The following is a 26,961-nucleotide window of genomic DNA, read 5'->3' as shown; positions in this document are numbered from 1 at the left end:
ACCGATCCTGACCGGCGCGTCAGACAGGCGGTTGTAACCGGTTACGCGGGCGAGTAACCGGTTCCATACGCCCTCCGCGATCCGCGGAGCCGCCGCGCGTCGGCGGTTTCCACGGGAGCAAAAACGGGGCGATGGGACCGACGTGGAGGGGTTTGAAATGGCATCCAGGATTCATCGTGCGCGCTTCGGGCGCGGCATTTCGGCAGCGGCCCTCGCCGCAACGCTGGTCATCAGCGCGCCGGCGATGGCGCAGATCAACTCGACGCTGCGCGGCCGCGTGACCGGTGCGCAGGCAGGCGCGACCGTTACTGCGACCGACGTGAATACCGGCCAGCGCATCAGCGGCCGCGTCAATGCCGACGGCAGCTACACCATCGCGGGCTTGCGACCGGGCACCTATCGCGTCGAGGCGACCGGTCTGCCCGCCGAGCAGCTGGTCATTCCGGTCGGTCAGGTCGTAACCTTCGACATCGGTGCGGCGGCGCCTGTGGCAGATACCGCCGGCACGAGCGCAGGCACGGGCGCCGACATCGTCGTCACGGGTCGCCGTGGGCAGGAAGTCCGCTCGGCGATCGTGTCGACCAACGTGTCGACGCAGCAGATCGACAGCCTGCCGCAGAACGATCGCAACTTCCTGAACTTCGCCGCGCTCGCGCCGGGCGTCGCGATCTCGACCTCGCCGGGCAGCCGCCAGGTGCAGGCCGGTGCGGTCAGCGCCGACAACATCAACGTCTTCATCGACGGCCTCAGCCAGAAGAACGCCGTCAATCACGGCGGCGTCGCGGGCCAGAACTTCAGTCGCGGCAACCCCTTCCCGCAGCTTGCCGTGCAGGAATTCCGCGTCGATACGCAGAACTTCAAGGCGGAATACGAACAGGCCGGCTCCGCCATCATTAGCGCGGTGACGAAGACCGGCGGCACCAGCTTCCACGGCGACATCTTCGGCGAATGGCAGCCCAAGGCGTTCATCGGCATTCCGTATTTCGATCGGCCCGGCAAGACGAACAACCGCGAGGGCCGCCCGAAGGCGGATTACGATCGCAAGCAGTACGGCGCCGATCTGGGCGGTCCGATCATCAAGGACGTGCTGCACTTCTACGGCGCGTTCGAGGCGACCGATCAGAAGCTGCCGTCGAATGCGATCAACCTGCTGACGACCCGCAACGTCGACGGCGTCGCGGTGCCCAACGTGCCGCAGGCGATCGCGAGCCAGTTCAACGGCAGTTATCCGCAGAGCTTCAAGCAGCGCCTGTATTTCGGCAAGCTGACGCTGTTCGCGGGCGAAAAGGACACGATCAACGCTAGTGCGTTCCTGCGTCGCGAGAGCAATCTGGCTGACTTCCAGGGAACGTCGGTCCCGTCGCATGGCCGGTTCCTGACCAGCAATAACGACACGTACCAGCTGGAATGGACCCACCGCAGCGAGGGCTTCCTCAACGAGTTCACCGGCGCGTACCAGAAGGTGTTCAACGGCACCCCGCGCGTCAGCAACGGGCCTGAGATCATTCTGTCGCAGGGACCGGCATCGGGTCCGGTCGGCGTCGGTGCGTCGCTCGATACGCAGGCGGAACTGGGCGCCGCCTCGTTCCAACAGTTCGACGATCAGAAGAGCTGGACGATCAAGGACAACGTCACCTTCTTCGGTGAGAAGCACATCGTTAAGGCAGGCGTGCGCCTGTCGTTCAACAAGTACGGCCGCTCGGAGGACTTCCGCAGCAACGGCACCTTCTTCTTCGCTGCGCCGTCCTACACCACGTTCGACGCATCGACCCCGATCGCGGGTTCGGTGACGACGGTGCCCGTGCGTGCGGCAACGGCGAACAACACGCAGGTGGGCCTGTTCCTGCAGGACGATTGGTCGCCCGACGAGCATTGGACGATCAATGCCGGTATCCGCTGGGATTACGAGAGCAACGCGAAGAACGAGAATTTCGTAACCCCCGCGCGTATCGCGACTGCGCTGCGTAACTATCAGGGCTGGAAGGCCGCGGGGATTAACCCCGAGGACTATATCTCGACCGGCAACAACCGTAAGCCCTACTGGAAGGCATTCCAGCCGCGTCTCGGCGTGTCGTACGACGTGTACGGCGATCGCGACACGATCCTGTTTGCCGGTGCCGGTCGCTATTACGACCGTCCGCTGTTCATCACGGCGGGCATCGAGACGGTGAAGGCGATCTACCAGTCGGCGCCGACGGTGTATTTCTGCGATGGCGCCGGCCAGCCGACCTGTGCGCAGGCGCGCGCATCCAACGGCGGCGTGCTGCCGAACAACTACCTCGCCTACAATGCGTCGCTGAAGACGGTCGATGGCCTGCGCTCGGCGGTGACCGCATCGGGGTTGGGTGGTGACGTCTGGCTGCTCAACAACGACACCAAGCTGCCCTATTCGGACCAGTTCAACTTCGGCGTGCGCAAGCGCTTCGGCGGCATCCAAACGGCGGTGACGTTCAGCCACGTCCGCAGCCACAACATCTTCAAGTTCGTGCGCGGCAACCGCCTGCCCAACGGTCAATACACCACGCAGGGCGACCAGTGGATCGAGGACAACTTCCCAGAGTCGGGCCAGTTGCCGGGCTATTCGGGCAAGCTGAACATCGGCTCGAACGACGGCAAGGCCTATTACACTGCGATCTACTTCACTGCGGAAAAGCCGTTCGTGACCGGGTCGAGGTGGGGCTTCACCTCGACGCTGACGCTGCAGCGCGCACGCTCGAACGTGCCGCAGGAACTGCAGGGCGACGAGCTGTACAACGCACCGCGCTTCGGTGCCTATGGCATGAACTATGTCGCAGGCGTCGAAAAGTGGCGCTTCGTCGGCACCGGCATCGCGCGTGGTCCGTGGGATACGAAGGTGTCGCTGACCGGCACGTTCAGCTCGGGCCCGTCGTTCGGCAATGTCATCTTCCGCTCTAACCCGCCCGAAAACGCCTGCTGCTACGGCAATTTCGGTGGCGTGTTCTGGCCAGGTGAAGTCGTCGGTTACGGCAGTGTCGATGCGCGCATCTCGAAGACGTTCAACCTGCCCTGGGGTCGCGGGCTGGAGGTCAGCTTCGCCGCCTTCAACCTGTTCGACTCGATCAACCGCAACTATTCGGCCTGGGGCGCCGGATCGGGCACCAACCCGATCAAGAAGAATGACGGCGACGGCACGACGGGTGTTCCGCGGTCGTTCCAGGTCGGTGCGAAGTTCAGCTTCTGATCTGGTGGGGGCGGGGGGCGTGACGATCCCCGCGCCTGCCCGCGTGGCCGCGGCGGTCGCATGACGCCGCGGCTGATCCGGGTCGGGGCCAGCGACAGTCCCGTCGTCGTGGTCGACGGTGTCGTCGGCGATGTCGGCCGGATCGTTGATCTGGCCGCGGCGCTGGCGCCGTTTCCAGCGGTGGCGGGGAGCTATTACCCCGGCGTGCGGCGGGTGCTGACGCCGGCGGACGGCGCGGCGCATGACTATGCGACCGCGCTGCTCCAGACGCTGGCGCCCTTCATCGGCGGGGCGTTCGACGTCGAGGGCTTCGACTGGATCGAGGGTAGCTTCTCGATGGTCACGGCGCCACCCGCGACGCTGTCACCGGCGCAGCGCGCGCCGCATTTCGATGCGGTCGATCCGGGTTATCTCGCCGTGCTCCACTATCTGTCCGATACGCCCGGCAGCGGCACCGCCTTCTACCGCCAGCGCAGCACGGGCATCGAACGGGTCGATGCCAGCAACCGCGATGCCTTCATCGCCGCCGCCCGGCGCGATAGCGCTCTGCTATCGGGCTATACCAATGCCAGCAACGCCGCGTTCGATCAGATCGGCGCGGTGGCGGCGAAGCGGGACCGCGTCGTTCTCTATCAGGGTTGCCTGCTCCATTCGGGTATCATCCCCGCCGACATGCCGCTGTCCGCCGACCCGCGCGTCGGTCGGCTGACCACCAACCTCTTCGTACAGGCGCACCGATGACCCTGCTGCTCTCGATCCTGGCGGCCGCGACGCCGCAGACCTACGCCAATCCGGTCGATATCGACTATCGCTACAATTTCGAGCAGGTGAACGAGGGGGTGTCGTACCGCACCGGTGCCGATCCCGTCATCGTGCCGTTCAAGGGTGCCTATTATCTGTTCCTGACGCTCGCCGACGGATATTGGCGATCGACCGACCTCCTCACGTGGCAGTTCATCACGCCGAGCCGCTGGCCGGCCGAGGGGATCGTCGCGCCCGCCGTCACGTCGGACGGCAAACGCCTGCTCATCATGCCGTCGATGACCACACAGGGGACGATCTACAGTACCGAAGACCCGGCGAGCGGTAAGATCGACTATTTCGTCCGCCGCATGCCGCCGCTGCCCGACGCGGTGAAATCGGGGTTGGAGGATACGATCAAGCCGGGGCAGGTGCCGCCGGGCCCGTGGGACCCCGACCTGTTCCAGGACGACGACAAGCGCTGGTATCTCTATTGGAACTCGTCGAACGTCTTTCCGATCTATGGTGCGCCGGTCAGTTTCGCCGATGGCAAGATGACCTATGGCACGCCTCGTACATCGTTCATCCTGCTCGATCCCGACCATCATGGCTGGGAACGCTTCGGTCAGGATCATAGCGGCACATTGCCGAATGGCACGCCGATCAAGCCCTTCATGGAGGGGGCTTGGATGACCAAGGTCGGCGCCCGCTACTATCTGCAATATGGCGCGCCCGGCACCGAATATAATGCCTATGCCACGGGTACCTATGTCGGCACGTCGCCGATGGGGCCGTTCACCTACGCCGCCTACAACCCCGTCGGGTACAAGCCCGGCGGGTTCGTGCAGGGGGCAGGGCACGGCAATACGTTCCAGGATTTGAACGGCAATTGGTGGAATACCGGTACGCCGTGGATCGGCTACAATTGGACGTTCGAGCGGCGGATCGGGATGTGGCCGACGGTGTTCGACGCGGACGGGCAGATGCGCGTGTCGACGCGCTTCGGCGACTTTCCGCAGCGCATGCCGACGCGCCGCTTCAGCGATCCGGATTCGCTGTTCACCGGCTGGATGCTGCTGTCCTATCGCAAGCCCGCGATGGCGAGCGCCAGCGTTCCCGGTTTCGCGCCGGACCAGGCGACCGACGAAAACCCGCGCACCTTCTGGCTGTCGCCCAGCAAGGCGCCGGGTGCGACGCTGACGATCGATCTGGGCGCCGCGAAGACGGTGCGTGCGCTGCAGGTCAACTTCGCCGATTACAAAGCGGCCCGCTTTGGCGATGCGCCGGATATCTATACCGAGTTCCGACTGGAACAGTCGCTCGACGGCCGGACATGGCGGCCGCTCGCCGCGACCGAGGGGCCGCGTCGCGATCGGCCCAACGCCTATATCGAACTGCCACAGCCAGCACGCACCCGCTACGTCCGCTACGTTCACGGCCATATCGGGGGCGCGCACCTCGCGATCAGTGACCTGCGCGTGTTCGGCAATGCCGATGGCCCGCCGCCGGGCGCGCCGGACCTGCTTGCGGCGACGCGCGCGACGGACACGCGTGATGCGACGATCCGCTGGCGGCGCGTGCAGGGCGCCGTCGGCTATAACGTGCGCTGGGGAATCCGGCCCGATCGTCTGGCGCTGACCTATCAAGTGTTCGCCGACCGGGTCGCGGGTGGCGACGCAGCAACGCTGCCGCTGCGCGCGCTGACCGTCGGCCAGCGCTATTACGTCGCGGTGGAGGCGTTCGACGAGCGCGGCGTGTCGCGGCTCAGTCGCGTGGTGGCGATGTAGCCGCGTCCGCGAGCCGCTCGGTCAATTCCATCCAGTTGCGCGCGGCATCGCGTTCGGCGGCGTCGGGAAAGACGATGTCGAGGGCCGGCGCCGCGCCCAGCATGTGCAGCAACGTCCACAAGGCGAACCGTCGCGCGCGATCGGTTTCGAGGCCGAGATCGACCTGCATCCGCTCGATCCCGGCGTCATAGGCGGCAGGCGGCACGGCACCTAGTTCGGCGGTGCCGAAATAGCGGCGCATCTGGTCATCGAGGTCCATCCCGCCCCCTAACGCGGGATGCCCCTCGATGCCATCAGCGCAGGTTGTCCTTGGCGGGCATCGTATAGGGGACGAAATCGCCCAGCGAGACGAAGCCGCGCGGGAATTGCGAGGCACGGTCGACCAGGCGGACCGTGTCGATGCTGCACAATTGCGATCCGATGGTGTTGGTCACCAGAATGTCGTCGTCGCGCAGCGACGGCGCACCCGATCGCGGTTCGTTGAGGTAGAGGCGTCCGCCGACGCGATACAGGATCGCCTTGCCGTCGATGATGCGGGTCGAGGTGACGCTGGCGAGGTTGATGCAGCTCGTCGGTTTGCCGGCGACGCGTCCGGCAAGCGCGGTCTGCAATTGCTGGTCCGGCGTGGGTTGCGGCTTGGCGGCGGTGGCCGCGGCGGTGGTCAGCGCGAGGGCGACGCCGACGAGGAGCAGGGGCTTTTTCATGCTTCAGACCCTATCACGAACAGGCTGAACCGAGCCTGACCGGTGACGAGTCGTGGGGGATCAGGTAATGGGCGGTCCGGCGTCGATGGGCGTTCACAGGGCGCCCACTTTGCAGTGTGTCGATATTGGTCTAGGGAAAAAAGAAGGCGGCGACGCAATGACCCGACATTCGGGGTGGTGCGTTACCCCATGTAGAATGAGCTACTACTCCATGGCGGACGTCGATCAGGCCCCTAACCGCGCGACCGGACAGGATTTCCTGACCGGCGGAGGGGCATGCGGCGTGCTGATTGGGGAGCGTGACTGGTCGGCGACGCCGCTGGGACCGATTGGCGACTGGCCGCAAAGCCTGCGCACGGCGACGGCATTGCTGCTCCGCTCGCCGGTGCCGATCGTGATGCTGTGGGGCGAAGACGGCGTCATGCTGTACAATGACGCCTATTCGGTTTTTGCCGGCGGCCGGCATCCGCAGCTGCTGGGGTCGAAGGTCCGCGAGGGCTGGCCGGAGGTCGCCGACTTCAACGACAATGTCATGCGCGTCTGCCTGTCGGGCGGAACGCTGCATTATCATGACCAGAAGCTGACGCTCTATCGTCACGGTTCGCCCGAGCGCGTGTGGATGGACCTCGATTATTCGCCGGTGCTCGACGAAAGCGGCGCGCCGGGCGGCGTCATCTGCGTCCTGGCGGAAACGACCGAACGCGTTGCGGCCCAGCGGCGTACCGCCTTTCTGCTGTCGTTGTCCGATGCGCTGCGCGGGCTGAGCACGCGGGAAGCGATCAACGCGCTCGCCTCCGAACGGCTGGCCGAATGGCTGGACGCCGATCGCACCTTCTACGCCGAAATCGCCGATAGCGGCTGGATGACGGTGCCCCGCGATTATTGTCGGGGCGTGCCCTCGATCGCCGGCCTTCATTCGCTCGAATCCTTCGGGCCGGACTTGCTCAAGGCCTATCGTTCGGGGCAGCCGATCGTCGCCTGCGACATTCCCGGCGACGAGCGGCTGAGCCTGGATGCGCGCGCCGGACTGGCGGAGCGCCGGGTCGCCGCCTTCATCGACGTCGTGGTGTTCGACGAGACCGAATATGTCGGCGTGCTGGCCGCGCAGTCGGCGACGCCGCGGGTCTGGACGGCAGCGGAGATCGCGCTGGTCCAGGACGTTGCCGAACGCGTCAAGACCGCGATCGAGCGGGCCCGCGCCGAGGAGGGGCTGCGCCAGCTCAACGAAACGCTGGAGGAACAGGTCGCCGCGCGCGTCGCCGAGCGTGACCGGTTGTGGACGCTATCGCAGGACATGCTGGCGCGCGCCGATTATGTGGGGATGATGTCCGCCGTCAGCCCGGCCTGGACGCAGGTGCTGGGCTGGAGCGAAGCGGAGCTGCTCAGCCGCAGCTACATCAGCATCATGAACCCCGAGGACGTGGCGCACACGACGGCCGCGATCGCCGACATGGAGCAAACGCGTCGCCCGGCCCGGTTCGAAAATCGGATCGCCACGCGCGACGGGGGTTGGAAGCATATCGAGTGGACCGTCTCGCCCGAAGCGGACGGTGTCAATTTCGTCGCGATCGGCCGTGATCTCAGCGATGCCAAGGCGCGCGAGGCGGATCTGGAAACCGCGCGCGAGGCGTTGCGGCAAAGCCAGAAGATGGAGGCGATGGGCAGCCTGACCGGCGGCGTCGCCCACGATTTCAACAATCTGCTTACCCCGATCATCGGTTCGCTTGACCTGCTGGTGCGCAAGGGCGTCGGCACCGAGCGCGAACAACGGCTGATCGAGGGCGCGCTGCAATCGGCAGAGCGCGCCAAAACGCTCGTGCAGCGCCTGCTCGCCTTCGCGCGGCGCCAGCCGTTGCAGGTGACCGCGATCGATGTCGAGCGCGTGGTCGAGAATATGGCGGGTCTGATGGCGGCAACGCTGGGCCCGATGATCGACGTGCGGGTCGACCTGTCCGATCTGCCGCCCGCCCGCGCCGATCTCAACCAGCTGGAAATGGCGCTGCTCAACCTGGCGGTCAACGCGCGCGACGCCATGCCCGACGGCGGCGAACTCAGGATCAGCGCACGGCGCGAAAGCGTGGCGGCGCTCGACGATCGTGCGCTGCCGCGCGGCCATTACGTGCGGCTGAGCGTCAGCGATACCGGCGTCGGCATGGATGCCGACACGCTGCGCCGCGCGATCGAGCCGTTCTTTTCCACCAAGGGCGTCGGCAAGGGCACCGGGCTGGGATTGTCGATGGTGCATGGCCTGGCCGCGCAACTCGGTGGCGGCCTGACGATCGAGAGTGCGCCGGGCGCGGGCACGACGATCAGCCTGTGGCTGCCGATCAGCGCCACCGCAGCGCTCGACGAAGAGCCGCCGATTGAGGTGACGCACGTCGTCAAGCGCCTCGGCATCGCGCTGCTGATCGACGACGAGGACTTGGTGCGGATGAGCACCGCCGACATGCTCGCCGATCTCGGTTACGACGTGGTCGAGGCGTCGTCGGCGGAAGAGGGGCTGCGGCTGATCCTTAACGGGCTGGAGCCGGCCGTGCTGGTGTCGGACCATCTGATGCCCGGGATGAGCGGCGCCCAGCTGGCGCGCGAAATCCGCCGGTTGCGACCCGGTCTGCCCGTGCTGATCGTGTCGGGCTATGCGGAGGAGGAGGGGATCGACCCCGACATCCCGCGTCTGACGAAGCCGTTCCGCAATGCCGAGCTGGCCGCCAGCCTGGCGTCGGCGCCGGCATCCGTCGTGCTGCCGGCTACCGCCGCCTGAGCCACGCGCCATGGCAAAGCGCAAGCGGCTGCTGACCGCCACTCTGTCCGATGGCTATGTGAAGACGATCGGGCCGACCGCCGCGCCCTTCACCCATTATTGGCGGATCGTCGCGGTGACCGAGGCTGGCGGCACCGAAGTGTTCTGGGGCCATAGCAATTCGCTGCGCGAGGCAAACGGCAAGCGCGCCGCCACGGCCGACGCCGCCCGACACCGCGGCTGGACCCGCTACGATTTCGAGGTCGTCGAACTCGTCGAAAGCTGACGGTGGCGGATCGAAAATGCGTCCCCCGCCAGGCGTCAGCGTCGGCGCGGGGGGAGCGTGGGGACTGCCATCGCTTCGGAAGACCGCGATCTGCCAATCGAGCACGCGGTCGTCGTCGATGTGGATCGACTGACGGGCGGCATGTTCACCCGCAATTCCGATATCTTGCGCCCGCGCGGCCATTTCGAGCGCCTGCGCTTGAGCCCTCACCGGCATAGTCGCGCAACACCGCTGCGTCATTGACCCCTGAGGATGCGCCCGCTAACGCAACTAAATCGCAATAACAACAGCGGAACGAAAGAGCCGGATGACGCGCAGGATCCTGTTTCAGATCCACTGGTTCCTGGGGATCACTGCGGGCCTGGTGCTGGCGGTCATGGGCGTGACCGGCGCGATGATCAGCTTTTCGCCGGAGATCATCGCGGCGATCAACCCTGGCATCGTCACCGTCACGCCGCAGCCCGGACCGCGTCTGTCCGCGCCGGACCTCGTCGCCCGGTTTCAGGCGCAACGGCCCGATGCCCGGATCGGCCGGCTGGTGGTCGAGCGCGATCCCACCCGCGCGGCGATGGCGAGCTATATGACGGGACCGTCGAAGACACGTCACGTCACCTATCTTGATCCCGTGACGGGGCGGGTGCTGGGCACGCCGCGTGGCGAAGCCGTTCTGGACACGGTGGAGAATCTGCACCGCTGGCTCGCGCTGCCCGGCGGCGGCAAAGGAATCGGGCGGCAGATCACGGGCTTTTCGGCGCTGGCGCTGATCTTCTTCGCGCTATCCGGCCTGTATCTGCGCTGGCCGCGTCGCCCGCTCGACTGGCGCAACTGGTTCGTGCTCGACCTGCGGCGCATCGGGCGCAACCTGTACCGCGCGCTCCATGCCGTCGTCGGGGGATGGGTAGTGCTGTTCTACCTGATCAGCGCCAGCACAGGCTTATGGTGGTCGTACGACTGGTATCGCACCGGTGTGCGGCATCTGCTTGTCGCTGAACAGCCCGGCGGCAAAGTGGGCGCCGCGGCAGAGCGCAAGGGTAAGGGCAAGGCCGATGCGCCCGTCGACTGGCGCGCCGCCTGGACGGCGTTCGACCGCGCCACGGCGGGCCGATCCTATGCGGCGGTCACGGCGACCGCGCGCGAGGGCAAGATCGAATTCCGCGCGAAACTGCCCGATGCGCGGCATGACCGCGTGTCGGATGAGGTGACGATCGACGCGCGCACGAACAGGGTGACCACCTACACCCCCTATGCGCAGCGGAGCTGGGGGCAGGACATCGTCTTCGGCATCTACGAGATCCATCGCGGCGCGTATTTCGGTCTGGCGGGCCGGCTGGCGATGACGCTCGCCAGTCTGACGATGCCGCTGTTCACGATCACCGGCTTCCTGCTCTATCTGGCGCGGCGCCGTCGCAAGGCCGCGCTCGCGGACGTGATGGCGGACGATTCGCCCACGATCGTGCCGGACGATGCCCGGACGCTGGTCGCGTATGCGTCGCAGACCGGCACGGCCGAACGGATCGCGCGCCTGACTGCGCAGGCCTTGCCCGATGCGGTCGCCTTGCCGCTGTCGGCGCTGGACGAGGCGGCGCTGGCCCGCGCCTCGCGCCTCTTCGTGGTCGCCAGCACTTATGGCGAGGGCGAGCCCCCCGACACGGCGCGCGCCTTCGCCCGGCGTCTTACTCAGGGCTCCGGCGACCTGTCGCACCTCAATTATGCGGTGCTGGCGCTTGGCGATCGCGAATATCCCGATTTCTGCGCCTTCGGTCATCGCATCGATCGCTGGCTACACGCGGGCGGTGCGACGCGGCTGTTCGATTGTATCGAGATGGACGGTGACGCAGCCGACGCGCAACGCCAGTGGCAGCAGCAGCTCGGCGCGCTCGGCGCGCGCACCGATCAGCCTGACTGGGCACCGGCGCCGATGGGCGACTGGCGGTTGATCGAGCGGCGCCTGCTCAATCCGGGCAGCAGCGGCGGCGCGACATGGCATGTCGCCCTCGAACCCATGGATGCGCCGGCCGACTGGGCGGCGGGGGATATCGTCGAAATTCTGCCGCAGCACGACCCGCGGCGGGTCGAGGCCGTTCTGCAGCGCATGGGCTGGGACGATACGCCCGGCCTGCGCGCATGGCTCGCGACCCGGATCCTGCCGGATAGCGATGCAGGCGTCCTCGATCCCGAATCGCTGCCGCCGCTGGCGCATCGCGACTATTCGATCGCCTCGATCGCGCCGTCGGGCCGCGTCGAGCTCATCGTGCGCCACTGTCTTGCCGCGGACGGACTGCCGGGGCTGGGATCGGGTTGGCTGACGCAGGGCGCGCCGATCGGGGGCATCGTACGCGCGCGCGTCCGCAGCAACCCGGCGTTTCATGCGCCGCAGGCGGAAGCGACGCCGCTGATCCTGATCGGGAACGGCACGGGCCTTGCCGGATTGCTCGCGCACGCACGCCACCGGCATGCGACCGGCGGCGGTCCGGTGTGGCTGTTCTGGGGCGAGCGCCACCCGGCGCAGGACGATTATCATGCCGGGGAGCGTGCCGCGCTGCGCGACAGCAATACGCTGACGGCGGAGCATGTCGCATGGTCCCGCCTGGGCAGCGGCCCCCGCTACGTTCAGGATGCGCTGACGGCGCAGGCCGGAATCATCGCCCAGGCGGTGGCGGACGGCGCGGCGATCTACGTCTGCGGCAGCCTTCAGGGCATGGCGGGCGACGTCCATAACGCGTTGGCGTCGATACTTGGCGAAACGTGCCTGGAAATGATGCTGGAAACAGACCGGTATCGGCGGGACATCTATTGATCTGTATCAACCCGTTATACTGACTAAATAAAATCCAACCCGATCTATAGGTTGAAAACCTCATTCGGCGCTCGGTTTACTGAGGTATGACAGCGAGCATTACCTTAAAGCGCCATTTTGAGTAGAAAAGCCTTTGCGGGACGATTTTTTTACTTCGTCGAATTGCCGCCGGCCACTCAGTCTTAAATGGACATTAACCGTTAAGTCCTAATTGGCCTAATCAGCCAAGGGGGCACCGACATGACTAGCATCCCAACTGCGCCATCGTCGCTGACGATGGCGTCGATACACGACTTCGCCCTGACGATCGGGCAGTGCCAGCAGGGAGGCGAAGGCCCGCTGACGCTCGACCTGTCGCAGGTCGCAGCACCCGATCTCAGCCTTTTGCAACTCGTCGAAAGCGCCCGTGCGCAGGCGCGTGTCGGTGGCGGCAGCGTCCGCCTGTCGGCGCCGGCCGCCGGTCCGCTTGCGGCGTTGCTGGGCCGCGCCGGCTTTACCGACGCGATGACGCCCGACGATCTCGATTTCTGGTTCCACGGAGACCTGCCACAATGAGCGCTTCCATTCTTGCCGTCGATGATTCCGCCAGCCTGCGCATGGCGATCCGCATCGCACTGACCGGCGCGGGCTATACCGTCACCGAAGCGTCCGATGGCGTCGATGGTCTGACGAAGGCCAATGCGACCCGCTTCGACATGATCGTCACCGATCTCAACATGCCCAACATGGATGGGCTGACGATGATCAAGGAAATCCGCAAGAATCCGTCGCAGGCGGGTGTGCCGATCATCTTCCTGACCACCGAATCCGATCCCGAAATGAAGAACCAGGCCAAGGCGGCCGGTGCCACCGGATGGCTGGTCAAGCCGTTCGTGCCCGACCAGCTGGTGAAGGTCGCCCGCAAGGTGCTGGGGCAGTGAGCGCCGACGATCCGATCGCCGCCTTCCGCGTGGAGGCGGGCGAGCTGCTCGACCAGGTCGAACAGGGGCTGCTCGATCTCACCCACCGGCTCGGCGACATGGACCTCGTTAATGCGGTGTTCCGCGGCCTGCACACGCTGAAGGGCTCGGGCGCGATGTTCGGCTTCGATGCGCTTGCCGGCTTCACCCACCATTGTGAAACCGCCTTCGATCGCGTCCGCAAGGGCCAGGTGCCTGCGACGCCCGCGCTGGTCGGCGTGATCCTGTCGGCACAGGACCATATGCGCGGGCTGGTGGAGGGCAATGCCTCCGAAAGCGAAGGCGCCGCGATCCTGGCGTCGCTGCAAGAGGCGGTGGACGCCGCCTCCGGCGGTGCCGCGGCCCCGGCGAAGGATGCGGCCCCGGCGGCGCCCGCTCCGGCAACCGACGCCGTCGCACAGGTCGCCGGCTGGAACATCCGCTTCCGCTTGCCGCCCGATTCGATGGCGAATGGCACCAACCCGCTGATGCTGCTCGACGAATTGCGCGAGCTGGGCAGCTGCACCGTCGTCGCGCTGACCGATCAGGTGCCGCCGCTGCCGGAGCTCAATCCGACGCACTGCCACATCGGTTGGGACGTCACGCTGATGGGCGACGTCAGCCGCGATGCGATCGACGATGTCTTCATCTTCGTGATGGACGACATGGAACTGACGGTCACGCCGATCGCCGATCCGGCCGAGCCGGCTGCGGTGGAAGAGGCTGCCCCGGCAGCGGTCGTGGAGGCGGCAGTGGCGCCGTCCGCCGCGCCGCCCGCCGCCGCCAACGATGCCGCGACCGCGCGCACGCCGGTGAAGGCCGACGAAAGCGTCCGCGTTCCCGCCGCACGGCTGGATTCGCTGATGGATCGCGTCGGCGAGCTGGTCATCGCGCAAAGCCGCCTGTCGCAGCTTGCGCATCATGGCCATGACCTCGTGCTCCGCTCCGTCTCCGAAGAGATCGAGCGGCTGGCCGGCGAACTCCGCGACACGATGATGGTGCTGCGCATGGTGCCGGTCGCCAGCCTGTTCGGCCGTTTCCGTCGCCTGATCCACGATCTGGCGCGCGACACGGGCAAGACTATCGTTCTGGTCACCGAAGGCGAGGCGACCGAGGTCGACAAGACCGTCATCGAGCGCCTGTTCGATCCGATGGTCCATTTGGTCCGCAACAGCTGCGACCATGGCCTGGAAAACGCCGAACAGCGCGTCGCCGCAGGCAAGCCGGAGGCGGGCACCGTTCGCCTCGGCGCGCATCAGAGCGGCGGCGAGGTGGTGATCACCATTCGCGACGACGGCCGCGGCATCGATCGCGCCCGCGTCCGTGCCAAGGCGGAGGCGAACGGCCTGATCCAGCCCGATCAGGTGCTGTCCGACCAGGAGCTGCTGCAGCTGATCTTCGCGCCCGGCTTCTCGACCGCGGCGCAGATCACCAACCTGTCGGGCCGCGGCGTCGGCATGGATGTGGTGAAGCGCACGATCGAGGGGCTGCGCGGCACGATCGACATCCAGTCGGTCGACGGGCAGGGATCGACGATCTCCCTACGCATCCCGCTGACGCTTGCCATCATCGATGGCCTGCTCGTCCGCGTCGGCGCCAGCCGCTACGTCATTCCGCTGACCGCGGTCGAGGAATGCCTGGAGCTGAGCCTTGAGGACGATATGCGCCATCGCGGCCGCAGCCTCATCACGCTGCGCGAAAAGCTGGTGCCGTTCCTACGCCTGCGCGAACTGTTCGCCAGCGGCACGAAGCCCGATCCCTATCAGAAGATCGTCGTGGTCGCCACGGGGCAGGGCCGCGTCGGGCTGGTGGTCGATCAGATCATCGGCAACCACCAGACCGTCATCAAGCCCATGTCGCCGCTGCATCGCGGCGTATCCACCTTCGCCGGCGCGACGATCCTCGGAGATGGCGAGGTCGCACTGATCCTCGACATCGCCCAGCTCGTCGCCGCGGGCCAACCCCAAGAGGAGAGCCTGCGTGCAGCCGGATGAATCGCGCCGATCCACGGCCATACCATGGACCGATGACGGCCAGCTCGAAGTGCTGGTGTTCGATCTCGGCGGCCAGAGCTTCGCGCTCGAGGCGGTGCTGGTCCGCGAGATCCTGGACATGATGCCCGAAACCACGGTGCCGGGGGCGCCACCGCTGGTCGCGCATGTCCTCAACTTCCGTGGGCGGATCATTCCGCTCGCCGACCTGCGTCTCGCCTTCGGCATGCCCGTCACCGGCGCGACGCTCGACAGCCGCATCGTCGTGATCGAACTCGATCTCGATGGGGAGGCGACGTTGATCGGCCTGCGTACCGACAAGGTGCATGAGGTCGCGACGTTCCACGCGAATACCAGCGAGGACGCACCCGTCGTGGGGCTGCGCTGGCGCCGGGATCTGGTGCGCGCACTGATCCGGCACGAGGGCGACGACATCGTCGTGCTGCCCGATCTCGAAGCGATTTTCCTGAACCTCGCGCACGGCGATGCCGCGGCGCGCGCCATCCACTGATTTCAACGGGGGGGACCCAACACATGCGTGCTACGATTAAAATGAAACTGGGGGCGACATTCGGAGTCCTGATCTTGGCCCTGATCGCCGTCGTGACCGTTGGCGTCACGCGGATGGCCAGCCTCAACGAGGGTATCTCCGAAGTCATTTCCGGCCCGGCCCATCGTCTGAGTGTCGCCCAGCAGATCGCGACCGAAATCAATTTAGTGCTGCGCTACGAAAAGAACATGGCGCTGACCAATGATGACGCGCTTACGCGGACCTTCGACGGGCAGATCAACGAACATCGCAAGAAGGTCGATGGCCTTGTGGCGGAAGGCCTGGCCACGGCTAGCGAGCAGGGGAAGCCTTCGTGGCTGAAGGTGCAGAGCCAGTGGGAAGCGTTCAAGCCGATCAACGATCGCGTCCGTGCTCTGGGCCTTGCCAATAAGAACGCCGAGGCCGGCGCCTTGTCGATCACCGAGTCGCGTAAGGTGGCAGGTGATCTGACCGCGACGATCGACCAACTCGTGTCGATCCAGCAGGACCAGATGCATCAGGCGGATCAGGACACCAATGCTCTGTATGCGGAATCGCGGACGATGCTGATCATCGTCGCGGCGATCGCCACGATCATCGCTGTGGCGGGTGCCATCTGGATCTCGTTGCTCGTGTCGAACGGCCTGAAGCGGATCGGCGTCGCGCTGGACGCGGTGGCGATCGGCGACCTCGACCAGGAGGTCAAGGTCAACACCAACGACGAGATCAAGGACCTGGTCAACACCGTCAACGGTATGACCGCCAACCTGCGCAAGAGCGCAACGCTGGCGACCGAGATCGCCGGCGGCAACCTCACCGTCAACCACCAGCCGCTGTCGGACAAGGACGGCCTGGGTCTGGCGCTGGTGTCGATGATCGAACGTCTGCGCAACGTCGTGGGCGATGCTTCGGCGGCGGCGGATAACGTCGCGGCGGGCAGCCAGCAGCTGTCGGCGTCGTCGGAACAGGTCTCGCAGGGCGCGACCGAACAGGCCGCTGCGGCCGAGGAAGCCTCGGCATCGATGGAGCAGATGGCGGCCAACATCAAGCAGAACGCCGACAATGCGGCGCAGACCGAAAAGATCGCGCGCCAGTCGTCGAAGGACGCCGAAGCGAGCGGCGTGGCGGTCGACCGTGCGGTGGGCGCGATGCGCACGATCGCCGACAAGATCGGCATCGTCCAGGAAATCGCCCGCCAGACCGACCTGCTGGCGCTGAATGCGGCGGTCGAGGCGGCCCGCGCCGGCGAACATGGCAAGGGCTTTGCGGTGGTCGCATCGGAAGTGCGCAAGCTCGCCGAGCGTAGCCAGACCGCGGCGGCCGAAATCAGCTCGGTGTCGACCGAGACGGTGAAGGCCGCGGCCGATGCGGGCGAGATGCTGGGCAAGCTGGTCCCGGATATCCGCCGCACCGCGGAACTGGTGTCCGAAATCAGCGCGGCGTGCCGTGAGCAGGATATCGGTGCCAGCCAGATCAACCAGGCGATCCAGCAGCTCGACCAGGTGACGCAGCAGAATGCCGGCGCATCCGAGCAGATCTCGTCCACTTCGGAAGAGCTGGCGGCCCAGGCCGAGGAACTGCAGCAGAGCATCGCCTTCTTCCGGGTCGAGGATCGCGCCTCGCCGATCGCCCGCGCCGCCACCGCGCAGCGCAAGGCCACCCCGGTCCGCAAGGCGACGCCCGCCAAGAAGGCGGCACCTGCGCCCCGCCCCAAGGCCAACTCGGTCGCCGACCAGCAGGCCCGCGCCCGCGGCTTCGCGCTCGACCTGACCCAGGGCGGCCCGGACAGCGAGGACGCCGACTTCGGTCAGGCTGCCTGATCCACAGCGCGATCCGGCCGCCCGACGGGGTCCGCCTCGTTTCACGGGGCGCGATCACCGCCAGGCGGCCGGATCGGACCTGATTATTCTTCAAGCACGACAATAAAGGGAAAATTGCCATGCTGAACGCCACCGTACCGGGGAAATTCCGATCGATCGGAACGAAGGTACTGACCACCCAGGTCGTTTCGCTCGCCGCCATCGGGGCCATCGTCGGGGGTGGCGGATATTATGGCATGTCGGCACTGACCGATGCCATGACCAGCATCTACGACGATCGCGTCATACCGTTGCAGGAATTGAAGTCGGTTTCCGATGCCTATGCGGTGAATATCGTCGACACCACGCACAAGCTGCGCGCCGGCAGGTTGAGTAGCGCCGAAGCGCTGTCGAACATCGACCAGGCGAAGCAGCAGATCGCCCAGCAATGGTCGGCCTATATGAACACGCAGCGCGACGCCAATGAGAACGTGATCGCCGACGCCGTGAAGACGTCGATGCTGACGTCCGATCGTGCCGTTCAGGAGCTTCGCAGCATCATCGCGCGCAACGACACGGCGGCGCTTGCCCGGTTCGCGACCGAGGACATGTATCCGGCGATCGATCCGACGACGTCGAAGATTTCGCAGCTGTCGGACTTCCAGCTGAAGGCTGCGGCCGATTTGCGTGCCGCGGGCGTCAAACAGTCCAATCTGCTATCGTTGATGATGGTGCTGGTGACGCTGCTGACGATCGGCGCGGCGACGGCGGTGGCGATGGTCGTGACCCGCGCGATCAAGCGCAATCTGGGCGAGGCAACGGCTCTGGCCGGCGCGGTCGCCGAAGGCGATGTCTCCGCGACCGCCTCGGTCACGTCGAACGATGAGGTCGGCGAGCTATTGCAGGCGCTGAACAAGATGGTGTCGAACCTCAGCGCGACCGCGACCGTCGCCGAAACCATCGCCAAGGGCGATCTGACGATCGACCATCGTCCACTGTCCGACAAGGACACGCTGGGGCATGCGATGGTCGGCATGGTGACGAACCTGCGCCAGTCCGCGGTATTGGCCGAAACGATCGCGCGCGGCGACCTGTCGGTGGATGCACAGCCGCTGTCGGACAAGGATACGCTCGGCCTCGCGTTCGCCCCGATGGTGCAGAACCTGCGCAAGTCGGCGTCGCTCGCCGAAACCATCGCCAAGGGCGACCTGACCGTCGAACATCAGCCGTTGTCGGACAAGGACACGCTGGGCGTCGCCTTGGTCGAGATGGTGGACCGTCTGCGCAGCGTCGTCGGCGACGCGTCGGCGGCGGCGGATAACGTCGCGGCGGGCAGCCAGCAGCTGTCGGCGTCGTCGGAACAGGTCTCGCAGGGCGCGACCGAACAGGCCGCTGCGGCCGAGGAAGCCTCGGCGTCGATGGAGCAGATGGCGGCCAACATCAAACAGAACGCCGACAATGCGGCGCAGACCGAAAAGATCGCGCGTCAGTCGTCGATGGATGCCGAGGCAAGCGGCGTTGCCGTCAATGCCGCCGTGGGCGCGATGCGCACGATCGCCGACAAGATCGGCATCGTCCAGGAAATCGCCCGCCAGACGGACCTGCTCGCGCTCAACGCCGCGGTCGAGGCGGCCCGTGCCGGCGAACATGGCAAGGGCTTTGCGGTGGTCGCATCGGAAGTGCGCAAGCTCGCGGAACGCAGCCAGACCGCGGCGGCTGAAATCAGCGCCGTTTCGTCGGAGACGGTGAGCGCCGCCGCCGACGCGGGCGACATGCTGGGCAAGCTCGTCCCGGATATCCGCCGCACCGCGGAACTGGTGACAGAGATCAGCGCCGCGTGCCGCGAGCAGGACATCGGGGCGAGCCAGATCAACCAGGCGATCCAGCAGCTCGACCAGGTGACGCAGCAGAATGCCGGCGCCTCCGAGCAGATCTCGTCCACCTCGGAAGAGCTGGCGGCCCAGGCCGAGGAACTGCAGCAGAGCATCGCCTTCTTCCGGGTCGAGGATCGCGCCTCGCCGGTCGCCCGCGCCGCCACCGCGCAGCGCAAGGCCACCCCGGCCCGCAAGGCGGCGCCCGCCAAGAAGGCTGCGCCGGCCCCGCGCCCCAAGGCCAATTCGATTACCGACCAGCAGGCTCGCGCCCGCGGCTTCGCCCTCGACCTGACACAGGGCGGCCCGGACAGCGAAGACATGGAATTTGGAGAGGCAGCATGAGCGACACGACTGTGATGCAGGCCGTTACCTTCGGCCTGGGAGATGAGGTGTTCGCGGTATCGGTGACGCTGGTCCGTGAAATCCTCGATTATGCCCCCGCCTTTCGGGTCCCCAACGGACCCGGCTGGCTGCTCGGGCTGACCGACGTGCGCGGGCAGGGGGTGCCGACGGTCGATCTGCGCGTGCGCCTGGGCCTCACGCCTGCGGAGCCGACGCTGTCGACGCGGGTGTTGATCGTCGACGTGCCGCTCGCCGACCGCACCGTGTCGCTGGGTCTGGTGGTCGATCGCGTGCTCGCGGTCACCACCTTCGCCGCAGAGCGGCTGGAATCGGCGCCCGACATCGGCATGCGCTGGCGCTCGGACTATATCGAGGGCGTCGTGCGCGAACCCGAGGGCTTCGTCGTCGTCATCAACGTCGCCGAGATCTTCTCCCGCGACGACATCGACGCCACCGCGCTCGCCGCCGCGGCCTGACCCGGCGTCGGTCTTTCTAAGAGGAGCCGCGGTCGCTGCGGCTCCCCCCTTTCCCTCACTGACGACGGCCCGGACCCCCGGTTCCCGTCGATGGAACGACCATCATGGCTGCTGTCGCCAAAGCGCTTGCCCCGTCCGATCTCGATCACCTCAGCGCCGACCGGTTCAACCGTCTCGCCGCGCTGATCTACGATGAAACGGGCATCAAAATGCCCCGGACCAAAGCGACGATGCTGGAGGGGCGGCTGCGGCGCCGCGTCCGCGACACGGGGACGGCGACGCTCAACGCCTATTGCGACCTGCTGCTCGCCGATCCGACCGCCAATGGCGAGATCGATCATCTGATCAACGCGGTGACGACCAACAAGACCGACTTCTTCCGCGAACCCGGCCATTTCGACTTTCTGGCGGGCACGGTGCTGCCGACCATGCTCGCGCAGGGGCGGCGCCGGATCCGGACGTGGAGCGCGGCCTGTTCGACCGGGGCGGAGCCCTATACGATGGCAATGGTGCTGGATCGCTTCGCCGAAGCCAACCGCATGGAATATGGCATCCTCGCGACCGATATCGATACAGAGGTGCTGGAGACCGCGCGGCGCGGCATCTATCCCGCCGAGCAGGTCGATCCGGTGCCGTCGGTGATGCGTCAGCGCTACGTCGCCGCCTCGACCGACCGGCGGGCGGCCAAGGTGCGGATCGCGCCCGAACTGCGGTCCGCGATCGGCTTTGCGCGACTGAACCTGATGGACACGCATTATCCCGTCGGCGAGCCGATGGACATCATCTTCTGCCGCAACGTGCTCATCTACTTCGACAAGCCGACGCAGGAGGCGGTGGTCCGACGATTGTGCGACTGCCTGCGCCCCGGCGGCTATCTGTTCCTGGGCCATTCGGAATCGATCGCGGGCATGGATCTGCCCGTGAAGACCGTATCCTACACCGTATTCGAGCGCTGCTGATATGAAACCCGTCCGCGTCCTCATCATCGACGACAGCGCCAGCGTCCGCCAGGCCATGACCGCGATCCTCGGCGAGGATCCCGACATCCAGGTGATCGCCGCCGCCGCCGATTCCTTCGCCGCCGCCCGCTACATCCAGGAAGAGGTGCCCGACGTCATCACGCTGGACGTCGAAATGCCGCGGATGGATGGCGTCACCTTCCTGCGCAAGCTGATGAGCCAGCGCCCGATCCCGGTCGTCATGTGCTCCTCGCTGGTCGAGGAGGGGTCGGAAACGCTGCTGCAGGCTTTGGAAGCCGGGGCGGTGGACGTCATCCTCAAGCCGCGCATGGGCGTCGCCGAGCATCTCAACGAAGCCAAGCTGATGATCCGCGAGACGGTGAAGGGCGCGGCCAAGGCGCGGCTCGGCGCGCGGCGCCAGGTGCGGGCGGCGTCGCCGGCGCAGAAGCTGACCGCCGATGCGGTACTGCCGCCTCCCACCGGTCGCGCGATGAGCCGTACGACGGAGATGGTCGTGTGCATCGGCGCGTCGACGGGGGGCACCGAGGCGCTGCGTGAGGTGCTGGAGGCGTTGCCGGCCAATTCGCCGGGCATCGTCATCGTCCAGCACATGCCCGAAAGCTTCACCCGCGCCTTCGCCAAGCGGCTCAACGGCCTGTGCCAGGTCGACGTCAAGGAGGCGGAGGATGGCGACACGGTGATGCGCGGCCACGTGCTGATCGCGCCGGGCGGCCTGCGCCATACGCTGCTCGAACGACAGGGCGCGCGCTATGTCGTCTCGGTCAAGGAAGGACCCTTGGTGTCGCGCCATCGCCCGTCGGTCGACGTGCTGTTCCGCTCGGCGGCGCGCAATGCCGGGTCCAATGCGGTCGGCATCATCATGACCGGCATGGGCGACGACGGCGCGCGCGGTTTGCTGGAAATGAAGCAGGCAGGAGCGCGAACTTTCGCCCAGGACGAAGCAACCTCCGTCGTGTTTGGCATGCCCAAGGAAGCCATCGCCCGCAACGCCGCCGACAAGGTCATACCATTGGGCAATATCGCCCGCGAACTGCTCCAGGCGACGGCGCGATGAGCGCGCCTGTTCCGCATTTTCTTCTCGCCCGCAAAGGATAGGCCATGCTTCACACCTCCATCACGGCCGATCACGCCTTGGACCAGAGCGTCGGCGATCTGCAACGGACGCTGGCGCTGATGGCGGCGGGTATGGATGCGCATTTCGTACGCGCTGGGACCACGCTCGCAGGCGCCATAGAAACAATCGATCGGATCATCTCCGCGATCGACGGCGTCACGGGGGCGCTCGACGAAAGCGTCGCGGGGATCGCGGTGACCAACCTGAAAGAGGTCGCGGCCGATCTCGCCAATCTGCCCGTGGTGCAGCAGGAGCGCGACACCGACATGGTGCGGGTGAGCGGCGCGGCGCGGATGCTGCGCGATCACATCATGGAGATGCGACAGGCGCTGCGCGTGCTCCATATCTACGGCCTGAATATCAAGATCGCGGCGTCGGGCGAGCCCGCCTTCGTCGGCTTCGTCGACAGCATGGGGCATCGGCTGGCGGCGGGTGAGGAGCATCTGGAAGGCTTCCTCGCCAAGCTGAAGGACCTGAAGGACAGCGTCGGCGCGGTGCAGCAGGCGGGGCGCCTCGTCACCAAGGAGGCGCGACAGGTCGTTCCCGCGGTGCCGGAGAATCTGGTGCGTCACGCCACCGCGCTGCACGCGCATCTCGGCACGACCGCCACGATGGCGCAGCAGGTGGCGTCGATCGCCCGCACGGTGCAGGGGCGCGTCGCGACGATGCTGGGCGCGTTGCAGGTCGGCGACAGCACGCGCCAGCGCCTGGAGCATGTCGTGTCCGCGTTGCAGATGCTGGAGGTCACAGGCCCCTCCATCGATCCCATGGTGCGCATGGAGGTTTGTGCGGTCATCCATCCGATGCTCGCGGCGCAACTGGAGGCCAGCGCGGTCGATTTCGACCGCGACACGCGCCTGCTGGTCGATGCACTGCGGGCGCTGAGCCCCGACACGACCGCGCTGCTGGGCCTGATCGATAACGACGCGGGCAGCAACGGCCGCCCCTTCCTCGCCGAGATCGACAAGGCGGTGGGCGAGGTCGCATCGATCACCGCGCAGCTACAGGATGCCGACCGGCGGTCGACCGCGATGCTGGGCATGATCGGCGAGACGGTGTCCGAACTGACCGGGCGGCTGGCGCTGTTGCAGCGCGTGCAGTTCGACGTGCAGGACATCGCCACCAATACGCGGCTGCTGTGCCGCCGGCACGGCGACCTCGGCAAGGCGGTATCGGTCGTTGCGGGCGAGGTGGACGTCCACGCCCAGTCGCTGGGCAAGGCGATGGGCGGAATCCGCCAGCCGCTCGACGAGCTGGCCGCGGTGAACGCGACGCTGGTCGAAAAGCGCGCGGCGGCGGACGATCGCGATCTGGGCAGCAAGCTGTCCGATGCGCTCGCGGTGATCCGCGAGGGGTGTCAGCGGACCGAGGGTGCGGTGCGCGTCGGCGGTGACGATGCCCGCCAGATCATCGAGATGCTGGCGTCGGTCGGCGATGAGATCGGCGCGGAAATGGCGCTGGGGGGCAAGATGCGCGACGCGGCGCTCGTGCTCGGCGTGATGCCCGCGATGAGCGACCCGTCGGAGGCGGCGACGGCGATCCTCGCCGATGTGCTGCCGCGTATCGCTGCGCTGTACACGATGGCACAGGAGCGCGAAGTCCACGCCGCCTATCTGCCCGCGCACCTCGCGCCGGCGCCGGCCGTGGCGGCCGTCGTGGAGGATGACGACGACGACGGATTGTTCTGACGAAGAAAGCCCCGTGTCCGCGATGGCGGCACGGGGCGTCCGTTACAGAGGCTGGATACAGGAAAGGGGCCGTCAGGCCCCTGTGTCGTGCCAGTCGATCCACGCACCATAAGCGTGGCAGGTGGCGAGATGACGGGTCACCCCGTCGGGCCAGGTCGTCAGGGACAGATGGACCGCGTCGCGCGCCTCGGTCCATTCGAACCCGATGCGGGCCAGCGGGCGATCGGCATCGGCCTGCGCGCCCGCCTCAGCGAAGGCGTGTTCCACGACGGCATGACCCGTCGCGTCCAGATATTGCAGCGCCATCGAATGGACGATCGTGCGGCAGACACCGGCGGCCTGCGGTGCGGCGAGCATCGCCGGCAGCCATCGGGTGATGTCGCCCGTATCGACGACGGGCGGGTGCGCGCGCGCGATGCGCAGTGCCTGCGCCAGGCGTTCGGCGCGGTCGGGCTCGTCCGCCCAGATGAAGGCCATCAGCCGTTCGCAGGCGGCGCCATCGGTCACGTCGAGGGGGCTGAGATCGACGCCGCGCGCGGACGCCACGGCGATGGGGCGGATGAGAGGCGCGGCGCCGTGCCATGCAGGCGCGACGCGGACGGACGACGCCGGATTCCCGGCGACATGGCCGCCCAGATCATAGGCATAGCGATCGAGATTGAGGTTCAGCCCGGCGCTGGCGCCGAGTTCGCGCAATTCGCACGGCATGTCGAACCGGCTGCGCAGCGTCATCAGCGCCGCCATGATCGCGGCGGTGCGCCCGACTTCGTTGGTCTGCGGCGGCGTGCGCATCCATTCGGCGATATGCGCGTCGGCAGCGTGCATCGCCGCGCCGATCACGGCATCGAAATCGCCGTCCAGCCGCCGGTACAAATCGGTGAGGGCCGTGTCGTGGCCGGCCCGCGCCAGCGCATGCAGCGCAGCGTTGAACCGCATCGCCAGCGCGTCGGCGGCGACATCGCGCGGCCAGTCGGCGATCAAGGCCGCGGTGCGGGGTGCGCGGTACAGCTGGCGCTCTCCCGCGGCGAGCACTGCGGCGACGAACGGCGACCCCATCTCGCGGACGGCCATCGCCTGCCGGGCGAGTGGGCCCGGATCGATGTCATCGTTCGTGTTGGGGAATGGCGCCCCGTGCATGGGCCCGGGGCGCACGGCCATTGCGATCAAAACGCGTCCCAGTCGCCATTCGCGACGCGGCGCGGCGCGGGAATGGCGGTCGGGCGCGATGCCGCGGCCGCGGGACGGGATCGTGCCGGCCGGTAATCGGCAGAAGCGGGGGCAGGGGCCTGACCGTCGATCTCGAAGGTCGCGACCGATGCGGCGAGCTGCTGCGCCTCCGCCACCAGCTGGCGCGCCGCGGCGGAGGTCTGTTCGACCATCGCGGCGTTCTCCTGCGTCATCTGGTCCATCTCACCGATCGCAACGTTGATCTGGCCCAGGCTCTTGGCCTGATGATCGGACGATTGCGCGATCGAGTCGATCGAACCGCTGACCGCACCGACGCTGTCGATGATCCGCGACAAGGCCTGTCCGGTCTGATCGACCAAATCGACACCGGCGCGGATATGGGTGGAGGCCGACGTCACCTTCGTCTTCACCTCGGTCGCGGCATCCGCCGAGCGCTGGGCGAGCGCACGGACTTCGGACGCGACGACCGCGAAGCCCTTGCCGGCTTCACCCGCCCGCGCGGCCTCGACGCCGGCATTGAGCGCGAGCAGATTGGTCTGGAAGGCGATGCCGTCGATCAGGCTGATGATGGCCGCGATTTCGTTGCTGGCCTGTTCGATGCCCTGCATCGCGTCGATCGCCTGCCGCACGATCGTGCCACCGCGTTCGGCCTCCGTGCGGGCCTGCGCCATGGCAGAGCTGGCACCGATCGCCGCCCCCGCGCCCTCGCGGATCGACTTCGTCACCTCGTCGAGCGCCGCGGCCGATTCCTGCAAGGCGGCGGCTTCCTGTTCGGTTCGCTGCGCCAGATCGAGCGCGGCCTGATTGATCTCGCCCGAATTGTGCTTGATCGACTGCACGCTGCCGCGCACCTCGCCCAGGACGCGCGACAGGCTGGCGGTGGCGGTGTTGAAATCGTCCGACAGCAGGCGGAATGCCTGCGGCACGTCGGCGATGCGCACGGTGAGGTCCGCGTCCGACAGGCGATGCAGGCCGCCGCCGATCGCGGTCATCGCCGCCTCGCGGTCGGCATCGTCCGCCACCTTGGCCGCGGCGGTGTCGCGGAACACGGCGACCGCGCGCGCCATGTCGCCCAGTTCGTCGGTGCGGTCCGCCTCGACCACGATGTCATGCCGTCCGCTGGCGAGTTGCGCCATCGCATCGGTCAGCAGCGTGATCGGCCGCGCGATCTGGCGGCTGAGCAGGACGGACAGGGTGATGGCCACACCGATCAGCGCGATGCCGCCGATCGCTAGCGCGATCAATGCGGTCAGGATCGCCTTTTCCTGGCTGGCCGCAGCCGAATCGATGTCCTGCGTTTCCGCGGCGCGCAGATCGCGCAGGGGGAGGGCGATCTTGCTGACGAGCACCGCAGGGCCCGCGTCCCGCACCGCCTGCTGCGCTTCGTCGCGGTGCCCGGCCTTCACCCAGCCGATCAGCCGGTCGCCCCAGTTGCGGCGCCATTTCAGCGTTTCGCGACGGGCCGTGTCGAGCTGGCGCAACTTGACCGGATCGGTCAGCAGCGTGTCCAGTTCTGCGGCGGTCCCGTCGAACTCCCTGCGCGCTTCCTCGTATGACTTGAGGTAGGTGACGTCGCCCGTCACCAGAAAGCCGCGGAACTGGCTGTTCTGGCGGAGGATCGCCGTCTCCAGCGTCAAGGCCTTGGCATAGATCGTCTGGGCGAAGTTGTTCCGATCCGTCGACTGCCTGATCAGCATGATCGTGCCGAAGAGCACCATCATCACGACCGCTGCGGTCGCGATGATGGTGAGGAACGACAGGCCCAGTTTGCGCGGTATCTTCATA

The 26,961-nt window shown here is 66.9% G+C and carries 21 protein-coding genes; 17 read left to right on the top strand and 4 right to left on the bottom strand.

All coding sequences use genetic code 11. From position 1 onward, the window contains the following. Window positions 1-157 precede the first annotated feature (157 nt). From A7E77_RS04235 to A7E77_RS04225, 3 genes are read left to right on the top strand one after another with little or no spacing between them, the layout of a single operon-like run. On the top strand, window positions 158-3,202 hold the full coding sequence (locus A7E77_RS04235) for a TonB-dependent receptor domain-containing protein (protein WP_063686111.1): 3,045 nt from the start codon (window positions 158-160) through the stop codon (window positions 3,200-3,202). Window positions 3,203-3,262: 60 nt separating this feature from the next. Further along, window positions 3,263-3,943 (top strand): DUF6445 family protein, encoded by a 681-nt coding sequence (locus tag A7E77_RS04230; RefSeq protein ID WP_063686109.1) that lies wholly within the window; start codon window positions 3,263-3,265, stop codon window positions 3,941-3,943. Continuing rightward, window positions 3,940-5,730 carry a discoidin domain-containing protein gene (locus A7E77_RS04225; protein ID WP_063686107.1) on the top strand — a complete coding sequence of 597 codons (1,791 nt, stop codon included), beginning with the start codon at window positions 3,940-3,942 and terminating at the stop codon, window positions 5,728-5,730. Before A7E77_RS04230 ends, A7E77_RS04225 begins: the two co-directional genes overlap by 4 nt. Here A7E77_RS04225 and A7E77_RS04220 read toward each other — a convergent pair. Next, on the bottom strand, window positions 5,708-5,989 hold the full coding sequence (locus A7E77_RS04220; RefSeq protein ID WP_063686105.1) for a hypothetical protein: 282 nt from the start codon (window positions 5,987-5,989) through the stop codon (window positions 5,708-5,710). The two genes, A7E77_RS04225 and A7E77_RS04220, sit on opposite strands and share 23 nt — an antisense overlap. Window positions 5,990-6,023: 34 nt before the next feature. Further along, complete coding sequence (locus A7E77_RS04215) at window positions 6,024-6,434, bottom strand: hypothetical protein (protein WP_063686103.1); 411 nt, start codon at window positions 6,432-6,434, stop codon at window positions 6,024-6,026. Window positions 6,435-6,630: 196 nt separating this feature from the next. On the opposite strand from A7E77_RS04215, the gene A7E77_RS04210 reads away from it, so the two are divergent. The 14 genes from A7E77_RS04210 (at window position 6,631) to A7E77_RS04150 (ending at window position 23,988) form a co-directional block, all read left to right on the top strand. Beyond that, window positions 6,631-9,195 carry an ATP-binding protein gene (locus A7E77_RS04210; RefSeq protein ID WP_226341842.1) on the top strand — a complete coding sequence of 855 codons (2,565 nt, stop codon included), beginning with the start codon at window positions 6,631-6,633 and terminating at the stop codon, window positions 9,193-9,195. Window positions 9,196-9,205: 10 nt separating this feature from the next. Further along, entirely contained in the window at window positions 9,206-9,460 is a 255-nt protein-coding gene (locus A7E77_RS04205; protein ID WP_063686099.1) for a hypothetical protein, read from the top strand. A 57-nt stretch (window positions 9,461-9,517) separates the two neighbouring features. Continuing rightward, the gene (locus A7E77_RS17250) at window positions 9,518-9,703 is read left to right on the top strand and encodes a hypothetical protein (protein ID WP_078462219.1); all 186 of its coding nucleotides are present in this window, start codon (window positions 9,518-9,520) and stop codon (window positions 9,701-9,703) included. 64 nt (window positions 9,704-9,767) lie between these two features. Further along, on the top strand, window positions 9,768-12,257 hold the full coding sequence (locus A7E77_RS04200) for a sulfite reductase flavoprotein subunit alpha (protein WP_063686097.1): 2,490 nt from the start codon (window positions 9,768-9,770) through the stop codon (window positions 12,255-12,257). A gap of 240 nt (window positions 12,258-12,497) precedes the next feature. Next, complete coding sequence (locus tag A7E77_RS04195) at window positions 12,498-12,812, top strand: STAS domain-containing protein (protein WP_226341841.1); 315 nt, start codon at window positions 12,498-12,500, stop codon at window positions 12,810-12,812. After that, on the top strand, window positions 12,809-13,177 hold the full coding sequence (locus tag A7E77_RS04190; protein WP_017979769.1) for a response regulator: 369 nt from the start codon (window positions 12,809-12,811) through the stop codon (window positions 13,175-13,177). The genes A7E77_RS04195 and A7E77_RS04190 overlap by 4 nt, the downstream gene beginning before the upstream one ends. Next, a complete protein-coding gene (locus A7E77_RS04185; protein WP_063686095.1) occupies window positions 13,174-15,189 on the top strand; it encodes a chemotaxis protein CheA in 2,016 nt (671 codons plus the stop codon). The genes A7E77_RS04190 and A7E77_RS04185 overlap by 4 nt, the downstream gene beginning before the upstream one ends. Next, window positions 15,176-15,697 (top strand): chemotaxis protein CheW, encoded by a 522-nt coding sequence (locus A7E77_RS04180; RefSeq protein WP_043059179.1) that lies wholly within the window; start codon window positions 15,176-15,178, stop codon window positions 15,695-15,697. Before A7E77_RS04185 ends, A7E77_RS04180 begins: the two co-directional genes overlap by 14 nt. A gap of 41 nt (window positions 15,698-15,738) precedes the next feature. Next, the gene (locus A7E77_RS04175; protein ID WP_413243593.1) at window positions 15,739-17,535 is read left to right on the top strand and encodes a methyl-accepting chemotaxis protein; all 1,797 of its coding nucleotides are present in this window, start codon (window positions 15,739-15,741) and stop codon (window positions 17,533-17,535) included. Between the two features lie 119 nt (window positions 17,536-17,654). After that, on the top strand, window positions 17,655-19,730 hold the full coding sequence (locus A7E77_RS17245; protein ID WP_078462218.1) for a methyl-accepting chemotaxis protein: 2,076 nt from the start codon (window positions 17,655-17,657) through the stop codon (window positions 19,728-19,730). Further along, window positions 19,727-20,206: a chemotaxis protein CheW gene (locus A7E77_RS04165; RefSeq protein ID WP_063686091.1), complete on the top strand. Its 480-nt coding sequence runs from the start codon at window positions 19,727-19,729 to the stop codon at window positions 20,204-20,206. Before A7E77_RS17245 ends, A7E77_RS04165 begins: the two co-directional genes overlap by 4 nt. A gap of 104 nt (window positions 20,207-20,310) precedes the next feature. Continuing rightward, window positions 20,311-21,165, top strand: a complete 855-nt coding sequence (locus A7E77_RS04160) for a CheR family methyltransferase (RefSeq protein WP_063686089.1) — start codon at window positions 20,311-20,313, stop codon at window positions 21,163-21,165. 1 nt (window position 21,166) lies between these two features. Continuing rightward, window positions 21,167-22,240, top strand: coding sequence for a protein-glutamate methylesterase/protein-glutamine glutaminase (locus tag A7E77_RS04155; protein WP_063686080.1), 1,074 nt, complete (start codon window positions 21,167-21,169; stop codon window positions 22,238-22,240). A 44-nt stretch (window positions 22,241-22,284) separates the two neighbouring features. Beyond that, the gene (locus A7E77_RS04150) at window positions 22,285-23,988 is read left to right on the top strand and encodes a hypothetical protein (RefSeq protein WP_063686079.1); all 1,704 of its coding nucleotides are present in this window, start codon (window positions 22,285-22,287) and stop codon (window positions 23,986-23,988) included. 72 nt (window positions 23,989-24,060) lie between these two features. Here A7E77_RS04150 and A7E77_RS04145 read toward each other — a convergent pair whose 3' ends face one another. Continuing rightward, window positions 24,061-25,146 carry a DUF2332 domain-containing protein gene (locus tag A7E77_RS04145; RefSeq protein WP_063686077.1) on the bottom strand — a complete coding sequence of 362 codons (1,086 nt, stop codon included), beginning with the start codon at window positions 25,144-25,146 and terminating at the stop codon, window positions 24,061-24,063. A gap of 5 nt (window positions 25,147-25,151) precedes the next feature. Then, a complete protein-coding gene (locus A7E77_RS04140) occupies window positions 25,152-26,960 on the bottom strand; it encodes a methyl-accepting chemotaxis protein (RefSeq protein ID WP_063686075.1) in 1,809 nt (602 codons plus the stop codon). Between the last annotated feature and the right edge of the window lies 1 nt (window position 26,961).

It is taken from the genome of Sphingomonas sp. NIC1 (assembly GCF_001638925.1).
Classification (GTDB): domain Bacteria; phylum Pseudomonadota; class Alphaproteobacteria; order Sphingomonadales; family Sphingomonadaceae; genus Sphingomonas; species Sphingomonas aquatilis.
This window is presented reverse-complemented; position numbering and strand designations above follow the sequence as displayed.

Coding starts and splice junctions, on each gene's coding strand:
- A7E77_RS04235 (WP_063686111.1), top strand. CDS start 158: ATGGCATCCAGGATTCATCGTGCGCGCTTCGGGCGCGGCATTTCGGCA.
- A7E77_RS04230 (WP_063686109.1), top strand. CDS start 3,263: ATGACGCCGCGGCTGATCCGGGTCGGGGCCAGCGACAGTCCCGTCGTC.
- A7E77_RS04225 (WP_063686107.1), top strand. CDS start 3,940: ATGACCCTGCTGCTCTCGATCCTGGCGGCCGCGACGCCGCAGACCTAC.
- A7E77_RS04220 (WP_063686105.1), bottom strand. CDS start 5,989: ATGGACCTCGATGACCAGATGCGCCGCTATTTCGGCACCGCCGAACTA.
- A7E77_RS04215 (WP_063686103.1), bottom strand. CDS start 6,434: ATGAAAAAGCCCCTGCTCCTCGTCGGCGTCGCCCTCGCGCTGACCACC.
- A7E77_RS04210 (WP_226341842.1), top strand. CDS start 6,631: ATGAGCTACTACTCCATGGCGGACGTCGATCAGGCCCCTAACCGCGCG.
- A7E77_RS04205 (WP_063686099.1), top strand. CDS start 9,206: ATGGCAAAGCGCAAGCGGCTGCTGACCGCCACTCTGTCCGATGGCTAT.
- A7E77_RS04200 (WP_063686097.1), top strand. CDS start 9,768: ATGACGCGCAGGATCCTGTTTCAGATCCACTGGTTCCTGGGGATCACT.
- A7E77_RS04195 (WP_226341841.1), top strand. CDS start 12,498: ATGACTAGCATCCCAACTGCGCCATCGTCGCTGACGATGGCGTCGATA.
- A7E77_RS04190 (WP_017979769.1), top strand. CDS start 12,809: ATGAGCGCTTCCATTCTTGCCGTCGATGATTCCGCCAGCCTGCGCATG.
- A7E77_RS04175 (WP_413243593.1), top strand. CDS start 15,739: ATGAAACTGGGGGCGACATTCGGAGTCCTGATCTTGGCCCTGATCGCC.
- A7E77_RS17245 (WP_078462218.1), top strand. CDS start 17,655: ATGCTGAACGCCACCGTACCGGGGAAATTCCGATCGATCGGAACGAAG.
- A7E77_RS04165 (WP_063686091.1), top strand. CDS start 19,727: ATGAGCGACACGACTGTGATGCAGGCCGTTACCTTCGGCCTGGGAGAT.
- A7E77_RS04160 (WP_063686089.1), top strand. CDS start 20,311: ATGGCTGCTGTCGCCAAAGCGCTTGCCCCGTCCGATCTCGATCACCTC.
- A7E77_RS04155 (WP_063686080.1), top strand. CDS start 21,167: ATGAAACCCGTCCGCGTCCTCATCATCGACGACAGCGCCAGCGTCCGC.
- A7E77_RS04150 (WP_063686079.1), top strand. CDS start 22,285: ATGCTTCACACCTCCATCACGGCCGATCACGCCTTGGACCAGAGCGTC.
- A7E77_RS04145 (WP_063686077.1), bottom strand. CDS start 25,146: ATGGCCGTGCGCCCCGGGCCCATGCACGGGGCGCCATTCCCCAACACG.
- A7E77_RS04140 (WP_063686075.1), bottom strand. CDS start 26,960: ATGAAGATACCGCGCAAACTGGGCCTGTCGTTCCTCACCATCATCGCG.